This is a genomic window from Nocardioides sp. S-1144, from assembly GCF_005954645.2.
Taxonomy (GTDB): Bacteria; Actinomycetota; Actinomycetes; order Propionibacteriales; family Nocardioidaceae; genus Nocardioides; species Nocardioides dongxiaopingii.
The window spans coordinates 3,892,641-3,917,141 of the sequence record NZ_CP040695.2; the positions used below are offsets into that span (position 1 = coordinate 3,892,641).

The window sequence follows — 24,501 nt, forward strand, 5'->3', positions numbered from 1 at the left end:
CACCGCCGGCGCCGCGGTGCCCGCGGCGCCCGCGGCCGCCGCAGCCGCCGCGGCCCCCCCCCGCAGACCCCGGTGCTCACCGACCCCACCACGACGCCCCTGCTGGTCAGCGCGACCCCCTGGACGCCGGCGGTCACGACCCCGTCGTCGGGCACCCCGGTCACCTTCGCGGTCGTCGCCACCCCGGCCGGCGCCTGCACGACGTCGGCCGACCAGCGCACGATCACCCTCGCCGCGCCGGGCAGCTGCGCCGTCACCGCCACCGTCCCGGGCGACGCCACGTACGCCGCCGGCACCAGCGCGGCCAAGACCTTCCAGGTGCGCCGGCCGCGCACCTTCTCCATCACCCCGCCCGCCGACCCGCTGCGCGCCCTCGGGGAGCCCTGGACGCCGGCCTACTCCGGTGCCGGGACCTCGGCGGTCGACCTGACGTCGACCACGCCGCGCGTGTGCACCGTCGCCGCCAACGGCGACGACGTCTCGCTCCTGGCCCCCGGCTCGTGCACCGTGCACGCCGAGGTCGAGGCCGGCGACCAGGACGCCGCGGCCGAGGACGACGAGACCGTGGCCGTCGCCGCGGCCGACCCGCGGCTCACGCTCACCCCGACCACGGGGTCCCGGGTCGTGCGCGGCGAGCAGCCGCTCGTGGTCAGCCAGGACGGCAGCGAGCGCGTCACCCTGACGGTCTCCGACACCGCCGTCTGCGAGGTCCTCGCGGGCCGCACGGCCGTGCGGATGAAGCGGGTCGGGTCGTGCGAGGTCACCGCGAGCGTGCCCGCCGGGGACCTGTACGCCGCCGACTCCGCCGTCGCGACGATCGAGGCGACGGCGCGACCGGTCAGCATCGCCTGGAGCGTGGTGCCGGTCGGCCCCCGCTACCGCGACCTGGTCCGGGTGACGGCCACCGCGACCGACACCGCGACCGGCGAGGCCGTCGCCGGCGCCGGCCACCTCCAGGTCGTCGACCTCGACGCCACGACCCCCGCCGACACCGCCTGGCCCGGCGGCGTCGGGGTCCGCGAGTTCGAGGCCGCCGGCGTCCGCACCTACGTCGTCCGGGCCGGGTTCGTGCCCACCGACACCGGGGTGTGGGCCGAGGTCGACCAGGCCTCCCACGACGTCGTGGTCGGCAAGGCCGACCTCGTGGCGTCGTTCACCACCCCGACGGCCGCCGAGCTCGTCGCCGGCGACACCTGGACCGACGCGGCCGCCCTCACGCCGTCCGACTCCGGCCTGACGCCGGCCCTGAGGTCGACGACGCTGTCGGTCTGCACCGTCTCGGGCAACGACGTCACCTTCCTCACCGCCGGCAGCTGCGCGCTCGAGGCCAGCCACCCCGGCACCGCGCTGTACGCCGCCGCGGCCGTCGTCAAGCGGAGCTTCACCGTGGCCGCCGCCCCGGTCGACGTCGTCGTCACCTCCAGCCCCGCCAACCCGGTCTTCGGCGGCACCGTGACCGTGACCGCCACCGTGCGCGACCGCGCCAGCGGGGCCCTGGTCACCGGGGGCGCCGGCTCCATGACGATCACCGGCGTGCCGAACCCCAGCCCGGCCACCGTCGCCTGGACCGGCGGCACCTACACCCGCACCTTCACCGCCGGCACGGTCGGCACCCTCTCCGCGGTCGCGTCCTTCGCCGGGGTGACCGGGAGGTACACCACCGGCACGGGCAACGCCACGATCACCGTCGGCAAGGCCTCCTCACCCATCACCTGGGACACCACGACCGTCCCGAGCCCGGCCCGCGTCGGCACCACGTGGGTCACCGGCGCCGTCAAGGGGGCCTCGCCCCAGCCGCTGGTCCTCAGCACCGACGACCCCACGACCTGCACCGTCAGCGGCACCACCGTGGCGCTCGTGGGGGCCGGCACCTGCACGGTCAGCGCCGACCAGGCCGAGGGCCCCACCCACGAGGCCGCCCACCTCGAGCACACCTTCGAGGTCGTGCGGCGCCCGGTCACCCTGACCACGACGGTCGACAGGTCGGCCCCGGTCTACGGCGACACCGTCACCGTCACCGTCGTGGCGACCGACACCCTCACCGGTGCCCGGCTGCCCGGCTCCGGCACGATCACCGTCGACGCCCCGGTGACCGGCGACCCCGCGGCCGTCACCTACGCCTCCACCGGACCCGCCATCGGCGCCGCGACCCGCCGGCTGACGGCGGTCCCGGTGGGCTCGTTCACCATCGCGGCGTCGTTCACGGCCTCCCGCACCCACGCCGCCCAGACCGCGACCCGGCCCCTCGTCGTGGGCAAGGCGTCGCAGGCCGTGACGCTCGGGACCGCCCCCAGCCCGGCGTACGTCGGCCAGACCTGGGAGCCGCTGGTCACGCGCGGCCCCTCGACCGGCGCCGTCACCATCGTCCCCACCGGCTCCTGCACGGTCGAGGGCCTCGTCGTCACCTTCACCGTCCCCCCGGGCACCTGCACGGTGAGCGTGACCCAGGCGGGTGACGGCAACTACCTGGCCGCCCCGGCGGTGGAGCGCACGGTCACCGTCACCAGCCGCCCGGTCCGGATCGCGGTGACGACGCCGTCCGGCCCGCCGGAGTTCGGCACGCCCGCCACCGTCGTCGTCCAGGTCTACGACGCCCTCCAGCCGGCCGCGACGGCCGACGTCGTGCTCGGCACCGGCACCGCCGTCGTCGCCGGGTTCCCGGCCTCCGCGCAGTCCTTCGACCCGGTCACCGGCCGGGCCACGCTGACCTACACCCCGACCGCGGCCGGCCCGCAGGACATCGTGGTGACGTTCACGGCCGGGACCGCGCGGCACGAGTCCTTCACCGAGCGGAGGGCGTCGATCACGGTCGCCCTCGCCCAGCAGGTCCTCACCCTCGGTGCCACCCCGGCGAAACCTGCACCCGGCCGGGTCACCAAGACCTGGACGCCGCCCCTGACCAGCACCAACGCGACCCAGCCGATCGTGCTCGCCACGGTGCCGGCCGACTCGGTGTACTGCTCGGTCTCCGCCGGCGTGGTGACCTTCGACCGCGAGGGCACCTGCGAGCTCCAGGCCACGCAGGCCGCCGTGCCCACGAAGTACTCCGCCGCCACCCCGGTGACGATCCTCGTCACCGTCGACCGGATCCAGGTCACGGTGACGCTGCGCGTCACCCCCGTCAGCCCGGTGGACGGCGAGGTCGTCACCGACCTCGCCGTCGACGGCGGCCTCGAGGTCCGCGCCGAGGCCTTCGCCCGCGGCGAGGGTGCCGGCGGGAGCAACCTCAAGATCGCCGGCACCGGTGCGATCGGGATCGACCGCGGCACCGGCGCGGGCGCCACCACGATCGCGCAGAGCACGAACCCCACCAGCGCCTGGTTCGGCAGCGGCCGGTTCCTCGCCGCCACACCGCGGCGGGCTGGTGACCACTACCTCTGGCACGAGTTCGTCCCCAGCGACAGCCGGGTCTACGAGGTCGCGCCGTACGCCGCCCCGGCGGCCGGCCAGCCGCAGCCGCTGCGCCAGGTCGCCCCGACCGCCCACCCGGTCGGGAAGGCACGCCAGACCATCGGCTTCACGCCCCGCACCGGCCCCGACCACGTCGACGGCAGCTGGTTCCCGGCGCCCACCGGCGGCGGTTCCGGCAACCCGGTCCAGGTGTCGGCGGCCGGAGGCTGCACCAGGCGCGGCACGACTGCCGCGCCCGAGGTCTACCTCACCTCGCCGGACACCTGCACCGTGACGTTCCACCAGGACGGCAACGACGACTACCTCGCCGGCGACGCCGAGGTGTCCTTCCAGGTCTACCGGGCCCCGACCACCGTGACCCTCTCGGTCAGCGCGGCACCGACGGTCGGGACGCCGGTCACCGTGACCGCCCGGGCGACCGCCTCCTCCCTCGACGGCGCGGCCGTCCCCGGTGGGTACACGATCACCGTCGAGGGCCAGACCCTGGTCACGACGCCGCGCGCCGACGGCACGGCCACCGTCACCTGGACGCCGACCGCGCGCGGCCCGGTCGAGGCGACCGCGACGTTCCGGCCCGACGACGACAACGCCTTCGCCGACAGCCCGCCGGCCTCGCTCACCGTGGCCGTGGACGCCGGCACCCAGACCTTCACCTCGGCGGCTCCGCCCGCCGACCAGCAGTACGTCGGCGACGCGTGGACCCCCGCGCCGGTCGTCACCCACGGCCCGCCCGACGCCGTGGTCGACGTCGAGGTCACCACGCCCGACGTCTGCCGCTGGGACGGCACGGTCGTGCGCCTCGAGGCCGAGGGCACCTGCTCGGTGACGCTCGGCGTGGCCGAGTCGCCGCGCGGCTCGACCGCCCCCGACTGGCTCCCGGCGGTGGGGCTGACCCGCACGATCGACGTGCGTCGCAACCCGACCACGGTGGCGCTGCCGGCCGACACCTCGACCCTCGTCACCCGGCCCGGCCCGTTCCAGGACCCCGCCCTCACGATCCCCGTCACGCTGACCGGCCGCCTCAGCGGCGACGTCCTCGACCCGGCCCTGCTCTCCGGCACCGTCGTGCTCACCCGCACCCGGGTCTCGACCGACCCCGCCGACCCGCCCGGCCCGGTCCAGCTGGCCCGGGTCGAGGTGGCGGGCGGCGCGGCCTCGGCCGACGTCTCGTTCACCCGCTTCGGCAGCTACACCGTGACCGCGACGTTCGTGCCGGCCGACCCGACGACCTTCGCCGGCAGCACGACGTCCTACCAGGTGCTCGTGCGCAAGCACGCCCAGACGATCACCCAGGTCGTGCCGCCGACGCCGGCCAAGGTGCTGACCTCCTGGACCTACCCGTTCGCCGAGAGCTCGGCCGGGCTGCCCGTCGTCGTCACCCCGACGTCGGCGTCGTGCACCACGGCCGGCGCCGTGGTCACCTACAGCGCCGTCGGCCCCTGCACGATCACCTTCTCCCAGCCCGGCGACGACTACTACGCCGCGGCGGCCGCGCTCGGAGCCACGGTCGCCGTCGAGAAGAACGCCACCAGCGTCGCCGTGCGGGTCCCCGCCGGCGCCACCGTCGGCGCCCCCAGCGACCTGACCGCGACCGTCACCTCGGTGCTCCCGGTGCCGGGCACGGCGCCCGCGGGCGGCACCGTGCAGTTCACCGCTTCCGGTCAGCCCGTCGGCGACCCGGTGCCCGTGGTCGGCGGCACCGCGACCCTCCCGTGGATCCCCTCCGCGGCGGGCACCACCGCCGTGCGGGCCGTCTTCGCACCGACCGGGACCTCGGACGCCGTCTACGCCGGCAGCAGCGCGTCCGGCTCCTCCACGGTCGCCCCCGCCCCGGTCACGGTCGTCGTCACGATCACCACCGACGCCATCCGGGCCGCGGTGTCGCCCGAGCGGCCCGCGGCGGGCACGGCGACCGGGGACGTGGTGTTCCGCACCGCGGGCGGGCCGGCCCTCGGCACCGGCACGCTGGTGGCCGGCGTCGCCCGGATCGACAACACGCTCGACCCGACCGCCGACGTCGTCGTCCAGGCCTCCTACGCCGGCGACGGCACCCGGGCCGGCCAGGGCGGCTCGCTGCGGCGGGCGCTCCCCACGGTCAGGGCCACCCCCACCGGCGCCTCCGGCTGGCAGCGCACCAACGTGACCATCCGCTACGAGTGCACGCGGCCGGCCGGCGCCGAGCTCGCGGCCCCGTGCCCGGCACCGCACGTCTTCTCCGCCGACGCGGCCGGGCAGTCGCACACCGAGACCGTCCGGGCCACCAACGGCGGCCGGGCCACCGTCACGGTCGGGGGGATCGACATCGACAAGACCGGGCCGGTGCCGGTCATCCAGGGCGTCACCCGCAACGCCGACTACCGCGACGTCCCGCCGCGCGGGCGCTGCGTCGCCTCCGACGCCCTCTCCGGCCTCGTCGGGTGCGTGACCAGGACCGTCGTCACCGGCCGCGACACCCGTGAGCTCGTGGCGACCGCCACCGATCGCGCCGGCAACCGGACGGTCGTGACGGTGCCCTACCGCCAGCTCCACGAGTGGGTGGTCGGGGCCCCGCTGCGCGGCAGCCGGTTCGCGGTCAAGCCCCGCTCGACGGTGCGCATCGCCGCGACCAGCACCCGCCGCAAGCCGCAGCTGATGCTGCCCCGCAAGGGCGGTGGCTGGACCCCCGGCCCGGTGATGGTCGCGGAGAGCGTGCGCGAGGGACTCTTCCTCTTCACCACCGCCGCCCGGCTCCCCGCCGACGTCGGCGGGCACCGCCTCGGCGTCCGGCTCCAGGGCACCAAGCAGGTGCAGGTCATCCGGTTCGTCGCCCGCTGAGCGCCCTCGGGCCCGCCCCGTGCGGCGTGAGGTCCGTCACCGGGCCACGCTCCGCGGCGCCCGGAGTTTGACGGGCGGGCGAAAGGGAAATGAACGCAGGACGTCGTGTCTCCTACGATGGGCGTCCAGCCGGCCGCACCCTCGCGGCTCACCACGTCGCCGCGGAAGCAGGTCACCTTGTCGGAGCAGCTCGTCGACGAGCCGGTCGGGACGACCGACGGCTCCGACGCGCCTCCGGCCTACAACCCGTGGCAGTCGGTGCTCTGGGCCCTGCGGGTCTCCTGGCTCGGCGCGATGGCGTGCGCCCTGGTGCTGGAGCTCTCGGGGCTGGTCGGCGAGGAGTCCTACTGGTGGCACTCGACGTTCGTCGACGGCCTCAGCTACGTGCTCGACAGCGTCGTCATCTGGGTCATCCTGGTGGCCGTCATCGGCCTCACCAACCGGGTCATCCTCTCCCTCGGGATCGTCGCGGCGGGCACCATCACGCTCGCCGCCGCCAACAGGGTCAAGCTCGGGCTCCGCTCGGAGCCGGTCTACCCGAGCGACGTCGACTTCCTGCGGGAGCCCAGCTTCCTGCTGACCCAGGTCTCGGTCGGCACCCTCGTGGTCGCGGGCATCGGGCTGGTCGTCCTGGTCGCCGTCGCCTGGCTCGTGGGGCGGCGCTTCGAGCCCCGGATGCCGCGGATCTGGCCGCCGCACCTCTCGGTGCGCCGGCAGCTTGTCGCGGTCGGGGTGCGCGCGGTCCTGGTGACCCTCGCGATCGGCACGATCCAGAACACCGCCAACTTCAACGACCCCGGCAACCCGCTGCGCGGGCTCTACGAGGTCGGCGACCACGAGTGGAAGTACTGGAACCAGCGCAACAACTACCTCGCCAACGGCTTCGTCGGCGGCTTCCTCTCCAACATGCCGACCGTGGCGATGAAGACCCCGGAGACCTACTCCGAGGAGACCATGGACGCCCTCGCGACGCGCTACGAGCGCGCCGCGGCCCGGATCAACCGCAAGCGCACCGGGACCCTCGACGACGCCAACGTCGTGGTGGTGCTCAGCGAGTCGTTCACCGACCCGACCCAGCTCGAGGGCTTCGAGCTCGCCCGCGACCCGATCCCGAAGATCCGCAAGGTCATGCGCGAGGGCAGCTCCGGCACGATGATGGCCCAGCTCCTCGGGGGCGGCACGGCCAACATGGAGTTCGAGACCCTGACCGGCGAGTCGATCGGCCTCTTCGAGCCGCAGCTCAGCACGCCGTACCAGATGCTCGTCTCCGACTACGACCAGTACCCCTCGGCGGTGGGCTGGCTCGGGGCCAACGGCCACAAGCCGATCGCGGTGCACCCCTACCTCACGTCGTTCTACAAGCGCGACAAGGTCTACGAGACCCTCGGCTTCGACGAGTTCATCCACGACACGACGATGACCGAGACCGAGAGGATCGACGACAACGAGTTCATCTCCGACAAGTCGGCCTTCGACGAGGTCGCCCGGCAGATCGACGACGCCGACGAGCCGCTGATGGTCAACCTCGTCACGATGCAGAACCACATCCCGGTCGACGGCAACTACGACGACCCGATCCCGGTCACCGGCGTCGAGGGCGACCAGGCCGACCGGATCTCCAACTACGCCCGCGGCCTGAGCCACACCGACGACGCGGTGGCCGACTTCCTCACCCGGATGAAGCGGTCCAAGGAGCGCACCGTCGTGGTGTTCTACGGCGACCACCAGCCCGGCATCTACGACTCCTCGATCGCCGACCAGAACCCCGGCCTGGCGCTCTACACGACGCCGTTCTTCCTCTGGGACAGCGCCGGGACGCCGAAGCAGCAGCTCCCGCAGAGCAGCCCCACGCAGTTCCTGCCGATGCTCTACGACATGGTCGGCGCGCCGGTGCCGCCCTACTACGTGCTGCTGAACCGGCTCCGCACCTACGTCAGCGCGCTGGAGCAGGGCCGGATGCTCTCCCCCGAGGGCCAGGAGATCACCGAGGACGACCTGCCGCCCCGGGGGAGGCGTCTGCTCGAGGACGTGCGGCTCGTGCAGTACGACTTCTCGATCGGCGACCGCTACTCCGTCGAGCGGATGTGGCCCGGCTCGATGCGCTGACCGGCGCGCCGACCCGTCCTCCCTAGGCTCGTGGGGTGCCCGCCTCCCTCCCGGCCTTCCGCACCGCCGCCCGCCTGCGTCCCGTGGACGTCGTCCAGCCCGGCAGCCGCGTCGGGCCCGCGCCCTTCGTCGCCGCCGAGCGCGACCTGGCCGCCGGTCGCCCGGCGCCCGCCGACGTCGTCCTGCGCTCGGGGCGCACGACCTTCCGCGCGACGTGGGACGGCGCCGTCGTCGCCCTGGAGGTCGGCGACGCGACCGGCGGGGTCAGCCGCCACGTCAGCCGCCGGCACGGGCACGGCGTCTCACCGACCACCCTGGCCCTGGCCCTGACCGGTCCGTACCTGGCGGCGTTCGTGCGCGAGGCCGGCACGTGGGTGGCCCGCGCGGTGGTCGACCTGACGCTGCTGCCGGGCGCGCCCGACGTCCACGACGAGGACTGGCTGGCCGGGCTGAGCGCCGAGGGCGAGCGCACCGGCACCTTCGGCCAGCTCGGGTTCCGCGACGTCCGCACGGTCACCCACGCCGACGGGACCGCCCACCTCGACGGCGACCGGGTGCTGCTCACCGCGACCAGCGCCGGGCCGGGCGGCTTCCGGACCGGCCACACCTCGGTCTGGGCGCTGGACCCGCTGCGGCTCGAGGTGGAGCACCGCGCCGACCTGTTCTTCCGACGGCCGGAGCGGCCCGGCACGTTCGGCGACCACGCCACCCACCTGGTGCGCGACGGCGACCGGTGGCTGGTCGCGACCAGCACGTGGGGCGACTTCGACAAGCGCACGAACCCGCGGGTGACCACCACCCTGGCGACCGAGACGGCCGACGTCGACCTGCTGCACGGCCACCACGTGCTCGACACCGTCCCGCTCGACCTCCCGGTCGAGGGCCTCGACTCGGTGGGCCGCTGGGACCCGCACCTGGTGCGCGCCGACGGCGGCTGGCTGGCGACCTACGTGAGCGCGCGGCGCTTCTTCTCCTTCCACCCGGTGCTGGCCCAGGGTCGCGACCTCGACCGGCTGCGGCTGCGCGCCGCGGCCACCGACCGCACCGCCACCGAGGGACCGACGCTGACCCGCCTCGGCGAGGAGTGGGCGGTGCTGGCCTCCGACGGCCGCGACAACCCCCGGGGACGGCGCGCGGCCTACCCGGTCTACGACCTCGACCTGCGCCAGCGGGGCACGCTCGACGCCGACTACCCCACGAACATCCCGTGGCCGACCCTGGTGCCGAGGCCGGGCGGCCCCGCCGTGGTGGGCTTCGACGGCACCCCGGCCGGTGGACCGCTGCTCGACTACGGCACCCACGGGGACCTGGTGGTGCAGCTGCCCGTCGTCCCGTAGTATCCCTAGTAGATCACTAGCCATTGACGGTCACGGGAGCCCAGCGATGAGCGCACTGCACCACGACACGAGCCACCACGAGCACCACGCGGGCGCGCCCCGCCGGCGGGCCGACCTCGACCACGACCGGGTCGCGATCCTCGCCATGATGGCGATCCTGGCCCTCACCGTCGCGTGCTTCCTGGCCCAGGGCCTGCTCGCCCGCTGAGGGTGCCGCCGGCGGCGCCGCGGCCCGCGGTTGCGGCCCTGGTGGCCCGGTGACCACCCGGACTGCGCTACGGTCGGCTGCTGCGTGACCTCACTTCCCTGGGGTCCGCACCCCTGACCACCACCGAGAGGACGAGTAACTCCCATGAACCGCACCGAGCTTCGTGAGGCCATCGCGACCGAGACCGGCCTCAGCGGCGCCCAGGCCGACCAGGCCCTCACCGCCGTGCTGGACGCCATCACCGGCGCCCTGGCAAAGGGCGACAAGGTCACCCTGCCCGGCTTCGGCACCTTCGAGACCCGCGAGCGCTCCGCCCGCCAGGGCCGCAACCCGCAGACCGGCGAGGCCATCGACATCGCCGCGAGCACCGCTCCCGCCTTCAAGGCCGGGTCCGCGCTGAAGAAGGCTGTCTCCGGCAGCTGAACCACGCACCACGCACCACGTCGAAGCCGGTCCCGCCACGCGGGGCCGGCTTCCGTCGTCCTCGACTCCTCCCCCAGGATCGAGACACGGCGGCCCGGAGCAGCGATGATGTCCTGGATGGACGGGATGCGGCTCGGGCCGGACGACGCGCTGCTCCGCAGCATGGTCGACGCGACTCCCGACAGCCTGTGGCTGCTCGGCACCGACGGGGTGACCCGCTACGCCAACCAGCGCCTCGCCGACCTCGTCGGGTACCCCCTCGACGAGCTGCTCGCGCTCTCCCCCCTCGACCTCGTCGATGCCCAGGGCCGTGAGGACCTCGAGCGCCACCTGGAGCAGATGCGCGCGGGCCACCCCGGCGGCGAGAACGAGGAGGTCCGGCTGACCCGGCGCGACGGCAGCTCGGTCTGGACCCTCGTCAGCTGGGCCCCGGTGCCCGGCGCCCCCGGCACCTACCTGCACCGGCTCACCGAGTACACCGAGCGGCGCCGGCTCCTCGAGGAGCTGCGGCTGCGCGAGGAGCAGCTCTCCACCGCCGGCCGGATGGCCCGCCTCGGCGGCTGGACGTGGGACCTGCGGCGCAACCACGTCACCTGGTCCGACGAGCTCTTCGAGATCCTCGCCGTCGACCCGGACTCCTTCGGCGGGAGCTGGGAGGCCGGGTTGTCGGCGTTCCACCCGGAGGACGCCGAGCACGGCCGCACCGTCATCCTCGAGGCGCTCGAGCACGGCGACGACTTCTCCTGGGAGGGCCGGGTCACCACCCCCGACGGCGCGGTGCACTGGATCCGCAACTTCGGCGTGCTCGAGCGCGACGAGGCCGGCGCCGTGGTCCGCGCCACCGGGACCAGCCAGGACATCACCGACCTCCAGGCCGCCGACCACGCCGCCGGCGAGGCCACCCGCCGGGTCGAGATGCTGCAGCGGCTCGCGGCCGCCGCCAACCGGTCCGCGACGGTGGCCGAGGCGCTCACCGAGTCCGACCGCGTGCTCCGCGGCGTGAGCCGGTGGCGCGCGATCGGGTACTTCGCGACCGGTCCCGACGCGACGCTCGTCGAGGGCCGGCTGGCACACCCGGGCGGGCCCGACCTCCCGCCCGCCGACGTGGAGCTGGCCGAGGTCGCGCGCCGCAGCCGTCGCCTCGAGATGGCACCGCTGCCCGACCGCCCCGGCACGGGCATCCTGTCGGTGCCGGTCGTCACCGACGACGAGGTCGTCTACGTCTACCAGCTCCTCGCCGACACCGAGACGCCGAGCGCGGCCACCCTGTCCCTGGTCGCCCAGAGCAGCGACCAGCTCGCCTGGGTCGCCGAGCGCGAGCGAGCCGCGGCCCGGCTCGCCCAGGCCCACGACGACGCGATGACCGCCTCCCGCATGAAGTCGGAGTTCCTGGCCATGATGAGCCACGAGATCCGCACGCCGATGAACGGCGTCATCGGGCTCAACGACCTCCTCCTCGGCACCGCCCTCGACGACCAGCAGCTGCGCTACGCCCAGGGCGTCCGCAGCGCGGGCCTCACGCTGCTGGCGCTGATCGACGACGTCCTGGACCTGTCGAAGGTCGAGTCCGGCAAGCTCGAGCTCGAGGTCACCGAGTTCGACCTGCGCGCCCTGGTCGACGAGACCGTCGGCCTGCTCGCCGCGCCGGCGCGGGTCAAGGGGCTCGACCTGGTCGCGGGCTACGGGCCCGGGGTGCCCCGCACCGTGCTGGGCGACCCGGTGCGCCTCGGCCAGGTGATCGCGAACCTCGGCTCGAACGCGGTGAAGTTCACCGACGCCGGCACCGTCGTCATCGAGGTGACCTGTCCCGACCCCGACGAGCACGACGGCCACGTCGTCCTGCAGGTGGAGGTGCGCGACACCGGGGTCGGCATCGCGCCGGCCGACGTCGACGGGCTCTTCGACGCCTTCACCCAGGCCGACCTGTCGACCACCCGCAAGCACGGCGGCACGGGGCTCGGGCTGACGATCTCGCGCCGGCTGGTCACGACCATGCAGGGCGAGATCGGCGTCCGGAGCACGCCGGGCGAGGGCAGCGTGTTCTGGTTCACCGCCCGCCTCCGGGCGGCTCCGCCGGGGGCCGACACCGCGCTGCCGCCGCTCCAGCCGCTGCACGGGCTGCGGGTCCTCGTCGTCGACGACAACCCGACCGCGGCGGCGTTCCTCGCCCGCCAGCTCAGCGAGTGGGGCCTGTCCCCCGTCGTCGTCGGCTCGAGCACCGACGCGATCGCGACGCTCGCCGCGGCGGCGGCCGACCGCACGCCGTTCGACCTCGCCGTGGTCGAGCTCGACCTGCCGGGCACCGACGGGCTGGCGCTCGGGCACCGGATCAGCCTCGACCCCGGCCTCCCCGACGTCGCCCTCGTCCTGGTCGCCGCCGACGGCGGCGTCGACCCCGCGACGGCACGCGAGGCCGGCTTCCGCACGGTGACGGCCAAGCCCGTGCGCGTGGCCGCGCTGCACGAGGACCTGCTCGACACCGTCACCGACACCGTCGCGGCCACCGTCACCGCCAGCGTCGCCGTCACAGGAGACGACGCCGGGGGCGCGCCGGCCCGCACCCGCCGGCAGCGGCCGGCGCGCGCCGTCCGGCCCGGGGGGACCGGCCTCGACCTGCACGTGCTGGTGGTCGAGGACAACGCCGTCAACCAGCTCGTCGCGATCGGCGTCCTGGAGAACCTCGGGTGCACGGTCGTCGCGGTCGAGAACGGCGAGGAGGCGGTCATCGCGCTGCGTCCGGGGCACGCCTTCGACGTCGTCCTGATGGACTGCCGGATGCCGCGCCTCGACGGCTTCGGCGCCACCCGGGCCGTCCGCGCCGTGGAGACCGGCCACCGCGTGCCGATCATCGCGATGACCGCCTCGGCCCTGCCCGGTGAGCGCGACCGCTGCCTGGACGCCGGGATGGACGACTTCCTGACCAAGCCGGTCGACCCGGTCCGGCTCGCCGTCGCCCTGGCCCGGGCGGTGGGGACGCGCACCGACGCCGGCCACCCGGAGACACCCGTCCCCGCCGCCGGGCCGCCCGCCTCGGCGGACCACGACGTCCTGGACGTGGAGCGGGTCGAGCTCCTCGACGAGCTGGTCAAGGACGGCGTCAGCTTCTTCGAGCGCGGCCGGATGTCGTTCCTGGCGCGCATCGACCAGTCCATGGAGCAGATCGGGCGCGCGGTCGCCGAGCGCGACGTCGAGGGCACCGTGCAGGGCGCCCACCAGCTGCGGGGCAGCGCGCTCAACCTGGGCCTGCGGCGGGTCGGCGCCACCGCCGAGGACCTCGAGCAGGCCGCTCGCGACGGCTCCCTCGACCGCGCCGACGCACTGTTGCTGGCGCTGCGCCACGCGGTGGTCATCGGCGTCGAGGCCCTGGTCGGCGTCGACCTGCCCGGCCGGCGTCCACCCACCCCCTGAGCCAATCACCACCACCCCCACCCCCGCTGACCCGTCAGTGATCAGCGACGGGTCAGCGCCAGGAGGAGGGTGACCCGTCGGTGATCAGCGACGGGTCAGCGCCAACAGGTGGGTGACCCGTCAGTGATCAGCGACGGGTCAGCGCCAACAGGTGGGTGACCCGTCAGTGATCAGCGACGGGTCAGCGCCAAGAGATGGGTGACCCGTCAGTGATCAGCGACGGGTCAGCGGGGGTAGGCGGGGCGTGTCCTAGGGTGGTGTGATCCGCGCCACCCCTGCGGACCGCCCAGGTCGCCTCATCCGGTGACCGTCGCACCGAACCGAACGGACACCACCCATGTCAGTCACGTCGTCAGTCACGTCAGTCACGTCGTCACCCCCGTCCCTGCCCGCCGACGTCTTCGAGCTGGGCGCCGAGCACGAGCAGGTCGTCTTCTGCCAGGACGCCGCCACCGGGCTGCGCGCCATCGTCGCGATCCACTCGACCGCCCTCGGCCCGGCCCTCGGCGGCACCCGCTTCCACCCGTACGCGACGACGGCCGACGCCCTGGCCGACGTCCTCGACCTCTCCCGCGGGATGTCCTACAAGGCCGCGCTGGGCGGGCTCGACCTGGGCGGCGGCAAGGCCGTCATCATCGGCGACCCCGCCACGCTCAAGTCCGAGGCGCTGCTGCGGGCCTACGGCCGGTTCGTGGAGTCGCTCTCGGGGCGCTACCTGACGGCGTGCGACGTCGGCACCTACTCCGAGGACATGGACCACGTCGCGCGCGAGTCGCGGCACGTCACCGGCCGCACGGTCGCCCACGGCGGCGCCGGCGACAGCTCGGTCCTGACCGCCTACGGCGTCTTCCGCGGCCTGCTCGCCGCGGCCGAGGCCGCCTGGGGCACCGACAGCCTGGAGGGGCGCGTGGTCGGCGTCTCCGGGGTCGGCAAGGTCGGCCGGCACCTCGTCGGCCACCTCGTCGAGGCCGGCGCCTCGGTGGTCGTCACCGACGTGTCGGACCAGGCGCTCGACCGGGTCCGCGACGAGCACGCCGGCGTCCGGGTCGCGGAGTCCACCGAGGCGCTGGTCGCCTCGCCGCTGGACGTCTACGCCCCCTGCGCCCTCGGACACGCCCTGACCGACGAGGTCGTCGAGGTGCTCTCGGCCCGCGTCGTGTGCGGCGCGGCCAACAACCAGCTCGCCCACCCGGGCGTCGAGAAGGCCCTCGCCGACCGCGGCGTCGTCTACGCCCCCGACTACTGCGTCAACGCCGGCGGCCTGATCCAGGTCGCCGACGAGCTCGAGGGCTTCTCCTTCGCCCGGGCCCAGCAGCGCGCCGCGCGGATCTACGACACCACCCGCGCCGTCCTCGAGCTGGCCGCCTCGGACGGCGTCCCGCCCGCGACCGCCGCCGACCGGCTCGCCGAGCGCCGGATGCGCGAGGTCGGCCGCCTGCGCGGCATCTGGCTCGGCTGAGACCCGCACCGCCCACCGCGGCGCGCTCCCGTCGTGGGAGCGGGCCGTGGTGGCGGTGCGGTCACGGACGTCGCCGCCGGACCGCGGGCGCACCGAACCACGGCGGCACCACACGGGTCAGGCGCGTGCGAGCCTCAGGGACGGCGGCGCAGCACCGTCACGAGGGTCAATCGCGGGAGCGGTCGGGCGCGTAGCCCGACCACTCGTCTGGCTCCTCGACCGGGTCGACCGGGTCGACGTCGTCGGATTCACCACCGTGCAGCTCCTTGGCCAACGCCCCGAAGTCCGTCTCATGCGTCCGGTACTTCAGGTCGCGCGCGACCTTCGTCTGCTTGGCTTTCGCTCGGCCGCGGCCCATAGGGTCCAGCCCCCTCGCACACTTGGCCGGGCGCCGATGGCGTCCCGGACTCTCTCAACAGGATCTCGTGGGGGCAACGCTACCTGTTCGCTGTCTGTTCCGGCACGTCGGGATCACGTTCGGACGACGTTTTCCTACCAGTCCGGGTGCTGGCCCACCATCCGCACGGTCGCGGACTGCTCGGGGTCGACGTCGACCTGCCCCGCGACCCACGCGCGGACACCCAGCCCGTCGAGCAGGTGCAGGGCCGCCTCGACCGAGTCGGGGGGGCACAGGGCGATCATCCCGACCCCGCAGTTGAGGGTCATCTCGAGGTCGGCCTGGCTCAGCGAGCCCACCTGGCGGACGACGTCGAAGATCGGCTGGGGGTTCCAGGTGGCCCGCTCGACGCTCGCGCGCAGCTCGGCCGGGAGCACCCGCGCGAGGTTGGCCGCGAGGCCGCCGCCGGTGACGTGGGACATGGCGTGCAGCTCGACCTGGTCGGCGAGTGCCAGGCAGTGCTTGGCGTAGATCGTGGTCGGCTCCAGGAGCTCCTCGCCGAGGCTCCGGCCCAGCTCGGGGACGTGGCGGTCGAGCGACCAGCCGGCGTCGGCCAGCAGCACCTGGCGCACGAGGGAGTAGCCGTTCGAGTGCAGGCCGGACGACGCCATCGCGATGACGGCGTCGCCGGGGCGGACCCGGCCCGGGCCCAGCAGGCGGTCGGCCTCGACGACCCCGGTGGCGGCACCGGCGACGTCGTACTCGTCGGGCGCGAGCAGCCCGGGGTGCTCGGCGGTCTCGCCGCCCACGAGCGCGCAGCCGGCCTCGACGCACGCCTCGGCGATGCCCTTGACGATCGCGGCGATCCGCTCGGGGACGACCCGACCGGTGGCGATGTAGTCGGTCATGAACAGCGGCTCGGCCCCGCAGACCACCAGGTCGTCGACGACCATGCCCACGAGGTCGAAGCCGATGGTGTCGTGCTTGTCCATCGCCTGGGCGATCGCGACCTTGGTGCCGACACCGTCGGTCGACGTCGCGAGGAGCGGGCGGGTGTACTGCGTCAGCGCGGTGGCGTCGAAGAGCCCCGCGAAGCCGCCGAGCCCGCCGATCACCTCGGGACGGGAGGCCTTGGCCACCGAGGCCCTCATCAGCTCGATCGCGGTGTCGGCGGCCTCGATGTCGACGCCGGCGCGGGCGTAGGCGTTCTGCTCGGTCAACGTCGGTCCGTTCGGGGTGGTGGGGTCGGTCACGGGTTGTTGAGCACGGGGAGCGCCTTGCCGTGCGTCGGCGAGGCGATCGACGTCTCGAGCAGGTGCTTGCCGAGCAGGCTCTCGTCGGGCAGCTCGACCGGGTACTCGCCGGTGAAGCACGCCTGGCACAGCTGCGAGGCCGCCTGCTTGGTCGAGTCGACCATCCCCTCGAGGGAGATGTAGCCGAGGCTGTCGGCGCCGATGCTGGCCGCGATCTCCTCGGGGCTGAGCCCGTTGGCGATCAGCTCGGCACGGGTGGCGAAGTCGATGCCGTAGAAGCACGGCCACTTCACCGGGGGGCTCGAGATCCGCACGTGCACCTCGGCGGCGCCGGCCTCGCGCAGCATCCGCACCTGGGCGCGCTGGGTGTTGCCCCGGACGATCGAGTCGTCGACGACGACGATCCGCTTGCCGCGGATCATGTGGTCGAGGGCGTTGAGCTTGAGCCGGATGCCCAGCTGGCGCAGGGTCTGGCTCGGCTGGATGAAGGTGCGTCCGACGTAGGCGTTCTTCACGAACCCCTGGCCGAACGGGATGCCGGACTCCTCGGCGTACCCGGCCGCGGCCGGCGTCCCGGACTCGGGCACCGGGATGACGAGGTCGGCCTCGACGGGGAACTCGCGGGCCAGCTGGCGGCCCATCTCGACCCGGGACTCGTGCACGCTGCGCCCGCTGATCGTGGCGTCGGGGCGGGCCAGGTAGACGTACTCGAACACGCAGCCCTTGCGGTCGGGCTCGGCGAAGCGGTGCGAGCGGAGACCGTTCTCGTCGATCACGATCATCTCGCCGGGCTCGACCTCGCGGACGACGCTGGCGCCGATCGTCGCCAGCGCGGCGTCCTCGCTCGCCACGACCCAGCCCCGGTCGAGCCGGCCGAGCACGAGCGGGCGGATGCCCTGCGGGTCGCGGGCGGCGTAGAGGGTGTTCTCGTTCATCCAGACGAAGCAGAACGCGCCGCGCAGCAGCGGCAGCACCTCGAGCGCCCGCTGCTCGAGCGAGGTGTCGGGGTGGTGGGCCAGCAGCGCGGTCACCAGGCCGGTGTCGTTGGTCGAGACCTCGACGGGCCGGGTGTGGAGGTCGAGCTCGTCGTCGGGGCCCGGGAGGGCGTCGACCATCTCGCGCAGCTCGTGGGTGTTGATCAGGTTGCCGTTGTGGCCCAGGGCGATGGAGCCGTCGGCGGTCGGGCGGAACGTCGGCTGCGCGTTCTGCCAGGTGCTCGCGCCGGTGGTCGAGTAGCGGGCGTGGCCGACGGCCAGGTGCCCCTTCAGCGAGGCCAGCGTCGTCTCGTCGAAGACCTGGGAGACCAGCCCCATGTCCTTGTAGACGAGGATCTGGCGGCCGTTGCTCACCGCGATGCCGGCCGACTCCTGGCCGCGGTGCTGGAGGGCGTAGAGGCCGAAGTAGGTCAGCTTCGAGACGTCCTCGCCCGGCGCCCAGACCCCGAAGACGCCGCAGGCGTCCTGTGGGCCCTGGTCGTGCGGGTCGAGTGCTGCGGTGAGGCGGCCGTCGCCACCGGGCCTGGAGCCTTGACTGCTCATGAAGGGCACGACCGCATCCTAGTCGAGGCTCGGCCCCGGTCCCCCAACGGCGACGGTGGACGAACCGGGGACGGATGCGGCCCACGGTCGTACCCTGGAGGCACCCGCCCCTCCCCTCCCCTCCCCTCCAGGATCCCCCTGTGCCGGACGGCCGCCCCCGTTCCCCCGCGCGCATCGACGTCACCACGTGGTCCGACGTCGGCTCCCGCGACGCCATGGCACTGGTGGCTGCCTCGGTGGCGGAGATGGTCGGGTTCGAGATCGCGATCATCAGCGTGGTCGTGGGCGAGCACATGTACTCCATCTCGGTCGAGGGCAGCAACGACGCCACCGACGCCATGGCCGGGGTCGCGACGCCGATCTCGCTCGTGCTGCCCGAGCTCGAGCGCGCCGACGACTGGGGCCGCTTCCGCTTCGTGCCGCACGACCGGATCGCGGACGGCGACACCGCGGTCGGCTGGATCCCGCAGATGGAGACCGTCGACGCCGTCGACGCCTGGCACCCGCTCGACCTGCTCCTGGCCCCGCTGTACGACGAGGGCGGCCGGATGATCGGCGTGCTGTCGATCGACGTCCCGATCTCGGGCCGGCGGCCCGACGTCACCCAGCGCCACCTGCTCGAGCGGTACGCCGCGCAGGCCGAGCGCACGCTGCGGATGGCCATCGAGCGCGAGGAGCTGGCCGAGCGGATCCGGCTGGCCGAGGCCGCGCGCCGGGTGGTGCGGTTCGCGACGTCGCAGGACGACCTGGAGAGCGTGCTCGACGACTGCCGCGACCCGCTGCTCGAGGGGCTGCGCGCCGACTACCTCGAGATCCGCACCTACTCCACGCCGGAGCTTCCGGGTGCCGGGTCGCCGTCGTCCGGGCTGGCCCACGAGCTGAAGGAGACCATCCGCGCCGTGGCGCGCCGCTGCTGGACCGAGCAGCGGGTGCTGCTGAGCGGGCCCGACATCGAGCGCGACCCGCTGCTCGACGACCAGACCCACGCCCGGCTGGCCGAGGCCGTCGCCCTGCTCGGCCTCGGCTCGGCGATGGTGGTGCCGCTCGGGTCCGGCCGCGCCAGCCTCGGCCACCTGGTGCTCGGTCGCAAGGACCCCGCCATGCGGTGGAGCCCCGACGAGCGGGCCGGCGCGCTCGACATCGCCCGCGACATCGGCCAGGCCGTGGTGAACTCCCGCAACCTGGCCCGCGAGCAGCGCCTGGTCGGCGAGCTGCGGCAGCTGGCGGCGTACAAGTCGCAGGTGCTCTCGACGGTGTCGCACGAGCTGAAGAACCCCCTGACCGCGGTCTCCGGCTACGTCGAGATCCTGGAGGGCGACCCCGGGATCACCGGCTCCGGACGACGCTCCCTCGGCGCCCTCGACCGGGCCGCGCGCCGGATGGGCCGGCTGGTCGACGACCTGCTCGAGCTCTCCGAGGTCGAGGACCCCGAGGCGGCCGTGCCGTCGGAGGTGATGGACGTGCGCCCGATGGTCGACGGCGCCCTCGAGCTGCTCCGGACCGCCGCGAGCCGGCGCGACCTCGACGTCCGCGTCGACGCGCCCGGGCACCCGGTGCTCGCGTGCTGCTCGCCGGCGGACCTCGAGCGGGTGCTGACCAACCTGGTGAGCAACGCGGTGAAGTACACCCCTCGCGGACGCGCGGTCACCGTCCGCGTCGTCGAGCACCCCGACGTCGTCGAGCTCGCGGTGGCCGACGACGGCATCGGGATCTCGGAGGCCGACCAGCAGCGGCTGTTCACCGAGTTCTTCCGCTCCACCAACCCCGACGCCGTGGCCCAGCCCGGCACCGGACTCGGGCTGACCATCAGCGCCCGGATCGTCGAGCGGCACGGCGGCCGGATCGAGGTCGAGTCCGAGCTCGGCGAGGGCAGCACGTTCCGGGTCTTCCTCCCCCGGCCCGACGCCGCCTGAGCGGTCCCGCCCGGGCGGGCGCTCAGGCGGGCGCGGCCGCGGTGTCGACCCGGCGGGCCCCCGTGAGGCCGAGGATGCCGCGGGCGACGTCGGCGGCCTGACCCCGGATCTCCGGGATCGCGGTCGACTCCCACAGGGTGCCCTTGCGCGGCGGGCCGACGGCGAACAGCCCGGGCGCCACGGTGCCGTCGTCGCCGACCAGGCGGCCCTCGTCGGTGGTGTCGATGCCGAGCAGCAGCGGGTCGGGACGGACCAGGCCGCGCTCGCGGAGGGCGAGCAGCAGCGGGTCGTCGCTGCGGGTGATGTCGGTCGACGGGCCGGTGCAGTTCACGACCGCGCCGGCGACGAGCGGGGTGGCGACGCCGGCGATCCGGACCTGGCAGGTGGCACCGCGGTCGGCGATCGAGAGCAGGCCGCCGCCGAGCACGCTGAGGCGGCCGTCGTCGGCGTAGACGCGGATCCGCTCGGCGACCTCGGGCGCCATCCGGTGCCGGCGGGTCTCCCACTCGCGGGCGTGCACGGCGAGGAAGCGGCGCCGCTCCTCGATCGGCAGCCGCTTCCACAGCGACGGCGTCGCGGCGCGCAGCCCGTCGACGACGGCGCGCCAGCCGACGCCCTGGGCGGCGGCCGCCGCGACCTGCTCGGTCACGTGCTCGGCGAGCAGGTCGGCGGTCAGCGGGCCCTCCGGCACCGGCTGGACCCACGCGGTCGAGAGCTGGGCGACGTGCTGGTGCGGGAGGAGGCCGTGGCGGCTGACCATCACCACCCGGCGGCCCGGGCCCTCCTCGAGCAGGGTGATGACGGTGTCGACCGCCGTCAGGCCGGTGCCGACGACGACGATCGTCGCGTCGTCGGGCAGCATCCGCAGCCCGGCGAGGTTCCACGGGTCGGCCAGGTGCCAGGGCGCCGCCGGGAGCGCGTCGCCGTCGATCACGAGGGGCTGCGGACGGCGGTTGCCGTAGGCGAGCACCACGCTGTCGGCGTGGGTGACGACGTCCTGGGCGTGGATGTCGAACCCCGCCCCGTGGCGGTCGGTGTGCGGCACGACGTCGTCGACCCGGCCGGCGCGGATGCTGAGCCGGTAGTCGGCCACGGAGGCGAGCCGGTCCTGGAGGTAGGTCGCGAAGTCCAGCCGCGGGAGGAAGGCCTGCGGGTCCTGGCTGCGCCCGGTCGCGCGCGCCCAGTCGATGAGGTCCGACGGGACGTCGGCGAACGCGCTCATGTGCCGCGAGCGGACGTTGAGCAGGTGGTGCGGGTCGTTGGTGCCGTAGGCGATGCCCCGCCCGACGATCCCGCTGGCCTCGTGGATCTCGACCCGCAGGTGCGGGTTGTCGCTGCTGGAGAGCAGCTGGATCGCGGTCAGGACGCCGCTGGCCCCGCCGCCGATGATCGCCGTCCGGTGGACGGACCGGGGGTCCTGCGTGCGGGACGGGACCTGGAGTGGCGCGACAGACATGGCGTAATCCTAGCGACCAAGTACAGAAAGTCCGGTAATCGACCACCCCCGGACGGCGGGTCGTCACCGGGCCCGGCCGGAGCCGTCCTAGAGGGCGCCGAGGTTGCGCAGCAGGAACGCCTCGGCGAGCACGACCTTCTCGAACTCCGCGAGGTGCAGTCCCTCGTTGGCGCCGTGGGCGCGGGTGTCGGGGTCCTCGACGCCGGTGACGAGCACGCTGGCCTCGGGGAACGCCTCGAGGAACTCGGCGATGAAGGGGATCGAGCCACCGACGCCCATGTCGACCGGCTCGGTGCCGTCCCAGGCCTCGGTGAAGGCCGCGCGCGCGGCGTCGTAGGCGGGTCCGGTGGCCTCGATCGAGGTCGCCTCGCCGGTGTCGACGGTCGTGACGGTCAGGCCGGCGCCCCACGGGACGTGCTGCTCCAGGTGGGCCGTCAGCCGGGCGAGGGCGTTCTCGGTGGTGTCGCCGGGGGCGACGCGCAGGCTGAGCCGGGCGCGGGCGGCCGGCGTCAGGGTGTTGCTGGCGCCGTCGACCCGGGGGGCGTCGAGACCGGTGATGGTGAGGGCCGGCTGGGTCCACAGCCGCTCCACGACCGGGCCGCGGCCGATCCAGTCGACGCCGGGCGCCGCGCCACTCTCGGCCCGCAGGCGCACCTCGGGGTACTCGACGTCGGCCGCCGGACCGCTGTGCAGGCCCTCGATCGCCAGGGCCCCCTCGTCGTCGTACAGGGAGGACAGCAGGCGGGTCAGGGCCATGATCCCGTCGGGCACCAGGCCGCCCCACATGCCGGAGTGCACGGCGTGGGTGAGGGTGCGCACCTCCACGTCGACCCGCACGAGACCGCGCAGGCTGGTGGTCAGCGCCGGCTCGCCGATGTCCCAGTTCCCGGAGTCGGCGATCACGATGACGTCGGCGCGCAGCGCCTCCTGGTGCTGGGCCAGCAGCGCCGGGAGGGTGTCGGAGCCGACCTCCTCCTCGCCCTCGATGAACATCGTGACGCTGACCGGGAGGTCGTCGCCGAACACGCGGAGCGCGCCGAGGTGGGCGGCGATGCCGGCCTTGTCGTCGGCCGCGCCGCGGGCGTACAGGCGCTCGCCCCGCTCGGTCGGCTCGAACGGCGGGCTGTCCCAGTCGGCGTGGTCGTTCTCCGGCTGGACGTCGTGGTGGGCGTAGAGCAGCACCGTCGGCGCGCCGTCGGGGCCGGGCTTGTGGGCGATCACGGCCGGGGCACCACCGTCGGCCGAGACGATGTCGACGCTGGCGAAGCGTTCGGCGCGCAGCAGCTCGGCGACGGCCTCCGCGCTGCGCTGCACCTCGGCCGCGCGGGCCGGGTCGGCGCTGACCGACTCGATCCGCACGAGGTCCTCGAGGTCGCGCCGGATGCCCGGCATGAGGTCGGTCACCTGGGCACGGATGGCGTCGCTCGCAGCAGTCATGCCGGCCAATCTAGACCGGCGGGCGTGAAGCACCCCGCGCCCGGGCATGATGCGCTGCGACCACGTCGTCGACACCTGCTGGAGCCCCGATGTCGCAGCGCCCCCCTGAGGACCCGCACTCCGCCGAGACGCAGGTCGGGCGACCCGGCGGACCGGGCAAGCCGCCCCCTACGCCGTCCGGACCGCCGTCCGGACCCCCGTCCGGACCGCCGTACGGGCCGCCCTCGGGACCGCCGTCCGGGCCGCCGTCCGGGCCGCCGTCCGGGCCGGGGTACGGGCCGGGGTACGGCGCCGCGCCGTCGGGACCGCCGGCGGGCTGGCCGCCGCAGCAGCCCGGTCCCGGGTGGCAGGGCGGACCGCCCGGTGGCTACCCGCCGGGTGGCCCGGGCGGCCACCAGCCGGGCCGCGGGGGATCCTCCAGGCTGCCGTGGATCATCGCCGCGGCGGTGCTGGCGATCGTGCTGGTCGGCGGCTCGGTCACCGCGTTCGTCCTCGCCGGCGGTGACGACGAGGACGAGAAGGCCGGCGACCCCGGCACGTCGTCGAGCGCGACCGAGAGCAGCGACGTGCCCTCGCCGAGCAGCCCGGCCGCGCCGACGTCGCCCGCCCCCTCCTCGGCGGCCCCGTCGTCGGCGGCCCCGTCGGCCCCGACGGCACCCGACCCCTCCACCTCGGCCGGGCCCAGCCTCGAGGCGATGCAGATCGGGGGCTCCTGGACGGGCACCTACCGGTGCCCCCAGGGCCCCACGAAGCTCAGCCTGACCATGGCCTCCCTCGGCGACGGCGACGGCGTCCAGGCGGTCTTCGAGTTCGGGCCGACCCGGAACGGTCCCGACGTCCCCAACGGCGCGTTCCTGATGGAGGGCACGATCACCGGCGGCGAGCTGGTCATGGCCGGCACCGAGTGGCTCGACCGGCCCACCGGCTACTCCTTCGTGGGCCTGCGCGCCGACGTCCCCGACGCGACGGTCGACTCGCTGACCGGCGAGGTGACCGACGGCGGGTGCAGCACCTTCAAGATCTCCCGCTGACGCTCAGGTCAGCGGGAGGTACGGCGTCAGGTCGGTGCGCTCGCCGGAGGCGGAGGCCCGGGCGTGGGTGAGGGCGTCGATCCAGGCCAGCGCGCCCGTCGCGAGCGCGATCCACGTCAGCGCGTCGGTCTCGACCACCGCGGGCGGGGTGCCGCGCGTGTGACGGACCCCCTCGATCACCTGGACGGCGGCGTAGGGCGGCACCCGGACCTCGACCGAGCGACCGGGCGCCCGGTCCTCGAGCACCGCGAGGTAGTGCTTGACCAGGAGCTTGAGGTCGGCCCGCTCGTGGCTGCCGGAGGCGAGGCGCTCGGTCGCCTCGCGCACCAGGGCGGGATCGGCAGGACGGAGTCGGGCGGCCACGTCGACC

General features: G+C 74.5%; 15 protein-coding genes. 9 read left to right on the forward strand and 6 right to left on the reverse strand.

Annotation, left to right across the window (positions count from 1 at the left end; translation table 11 throughout):
• Positions 1-72 precede the first annotated feature (72 nt).
• The 7 genes from FE634_RS21220 (at position 73) to FE634_RS18390 (ending at position 15,166) form a co-directional block, all read left to right on the forward strand.
• Entirely contained in the window at positions 73-6,225 is a 6,153-nt protein-coding gene (locus FE634_RS21220) for an Ig-like domain-containing protein (protein ID WP_187366749.1), read from the forward strand.
• A 105-nt stretch (positions 6,226-6,330) separates the two neighbouring features.
• Entirely contained in the window at positions 6,331-8,331 is a 2,001-nt protein-coding gene (locus tag FE634_RS18370) for an LTA synthase family protein (protein ID WP_137294524.1), read from the forward strand.
• Between the two features lie 35 nt (positions 8,332-8,366).
• Positions 8,367-9,668: a hypothetical protein gene (locus FE634_RS18375; RefSeq protein ID WP_138876715.1), complete on the forward strand. Its 1,302-nt coding sequence runs from the start codon at positions 8,367-8,369 to the stop codon at positions 9,666-9,668.
• A 46-nt stretch (positions 9,669-9,714) separates the two neighbouring features.
• A complete protein-coding gene (locus tag FE634_RS21225) occupies positions 9,715-9,876 on the forward strand; it encodes a hypothetical protein (RefSeq protein ID WP_170981631.1) in 162 nt (53 codons plus the stop codon).
• Between the two features lie 144 nt (positions 9,877-10,020).
• Positions 10,021-10,299, forward strand: a complete 279-nt coding sequence (locus tag FE634_RS18380; protein ID WP_134766683.1) for an HU family DNA-binding protein — start codon at positions 10,021-10,023, stop codon at positions 10,297-10,299.
• Positions 10,300-10,416: 117 nt separating this feature from the next.
• Complete coding sequence (locus FE634_RS18385; protein WP_187366750.1) at positions 10,417-13,707, forward strand: response regulator; 3,291 nt, start codon at positions 10,417-10,419, stop codon at positions 13,705-13,707.
• Positions 13,708-14,044: 337 nt separating this feature from the next.
• On the forward strand, positions 14,045-15,166 hold the full coding sequence (locus FE634_RS18390; protein WP_148240861.1) for a Leu/Phe/Val dehydrogenase: 1,122 nt from the start codon (positions 14,045-14,047) through the stop codon (positions 15,164-15,166).
• Between the two features lie 166 nt (positions 15,167-15,332).
• On the opposite strand, the gene FE634_RS18395 is transcribed toward FE634_RS18390, so the two are convergent.
• From FE634_RS18395 to purF, 3 genes are all read right to left on the reverse strand, one after another.
• A complete protein-coding gene (locus FE634_RS18395; RefSeq protein WP_137294520.1) occupies positions 15,333-15,524 on the reverse strand; it encodes a DUF3073 domain-containing protein in 192 nt (63 codons plus the stop codon).
• Between the two features lie 134 nt (positions 15,525-15,658).
• Positions 15,659-16,723, reverse strand: coding sequence for a phosphoribosylformylglycinamidine cyclo-ligase (gene purM, locus FE634_RS18400; protein ID WP_138877233.1), 1,065 nt, complete (start codon positions 16,721-16,723; stop codon positions 15,659-15,661).
• Positions 16,724-16,752: 29 nt separating this feature from the next.
• On the reverse strand, positions 16,753-18,294 hold the full coding sequence (gene purF, locus FE634_RS18405; protein WP_148240862.1) for an amidophosphoribosyltransferase: 1,542 nt from the start codon (positions 18,292-18,294) through the stop codon (positions 16,753-16,755).
• A 140-nt stretch (positions 18,295-18,434) separates the two neighbouring features.
• Between purF and FE634_RS18410 the strand changes: the two genes are divergently transcribed.
• Positions 18,435-20,207, forward strand: a complete 1,773-nt coding sequence (locus FE634_RS18410) for a sensor histidine kinase (RefSeq protein ID WP_187366751.1) — start codon at positions 18,435-18,437, stop codon at positions 20,205-20,207.
• Positions 20,208-20,229: 22 nt separating this feature from the next.
• On the opposite strand, the gene FE634_RS18415 is transcribed toward FE634_RS18410, so the two are convergent.
• Both FE634_RS18415 and FE634_RS18420 read right to left on the reverse strand, forming a co-directional pair.
• Positions 20,230-21,663, reverse strand: a complete 1,434-nt coding sequence (locus tag FE634_RS18415) for an FAD/NAD(P)-binding protein (RefSeq protein ID WP_138876718.1) — start codon at positions 21,661-21,663, stop codon at positions 20,230-20,232.
• 87 nt (positions 21,664-21,750) lie between these two features.
• Positions 21,751-23,100 carry a dipeptidase gene (locus FE634_RS18420; protein WP_137294517.1) on the reverse strand — a complete coding sequence of 450 codons (1,350 nt, stop codon included), beginning with the start codon at positions 23,098-23,100 and terminating at the stop codon, positions 21,751-21,753.
• A gap of 446 nt (positions 23,101-23,546) precedes the next feature.
• Between FE634_RS18420 and FE634_RS18430 the strand changes: the two genes are divergently transcribed.
• Positions 23,547-24,131, forward strand: a complete 585-nt coding sequence (locus tag FE634_RS18430; RefSeq protein WP_148240864.1) for a hypothetical protein — start codon at positions 23,547-23,549, stop codon at positions 24,129-24,131.
• Between the two features lie 3 nt (positions 24,132-24,134).
• Here FE634_RS18430 and FE634_RS18435 read toward each other — a convergent pair whose 3' ends face one another.
• Entirely contained in the window at positions 24,135-24,494 is a 360-nt protein-coding gene (locus FE634_RS18435; protein WP_138876719.1) for a sterol carrier family protein, read from the reverse strand.
• Between the last annotated feature and the right edge of the window lie 7 nt (positions 24,495-24,501).

Excerpts from the sequence above, each read along its gene's own strand:
- FE634_RS18420 (WP_137294517.1), bottom strand. The coding sequence starts at position 23,100 with ATGACTGCTGCGAGCGACGCCATCCGTGCCCAGGTGACCGACCTCATG.
- purF (WP_148240862.1), bottom strand. The coding sequence starts at position 18,294 with ATGAGCAGTCAAGGCTCCAGGCCCGGTGGCGACGGCCGCCTCACCGCA.
- FE634_RS18390 (WP_148240861.1), top strand. The coding sequence starts at position 14,045 with ATGTCAGTCACGTCGTCAGTCACGTCAGTCACGTCGTCACCCCCGTCC.
- FE634_RS18395 (WP_137294520.1), bottom strand. The coding sequence starts at position 15,524 with ATGGGCCGCGGCCGAGCGAAAGCCAAGCAGACGAAGGTCGCGCGCGAC.
- FE634_RS21225 (WP_170981631.1), top strand. The coding sequence starts at position 9,715 with ATGAGCGCACTGCACCACGACACGAGCCACCACGAGCACCACGCGGGC.
- FE634_RS18380 (WP_134766683.1), top strand. The coding sequence starts at position 10,021 with ATGAACCGCACCGAGCTTCGTGAGGCCATCGCGACCGAGACCGGCCTC.
- FE634_RS18415 (WP_138876718.1), bottom strand. The coding sequence starts at position 21,663 with ATGTCTGTCGCGCCACTCCAGGTCCCGTCCCGCACGCAGGACCCCCGG.
- FE634_RS18385 (WP_187366750.1), top strand. The coding sequence starts at position 10,417 with ATGGACGGGATGCGGCTCGGGCCGGACGACGCGCTGCTCCGCAGCATG.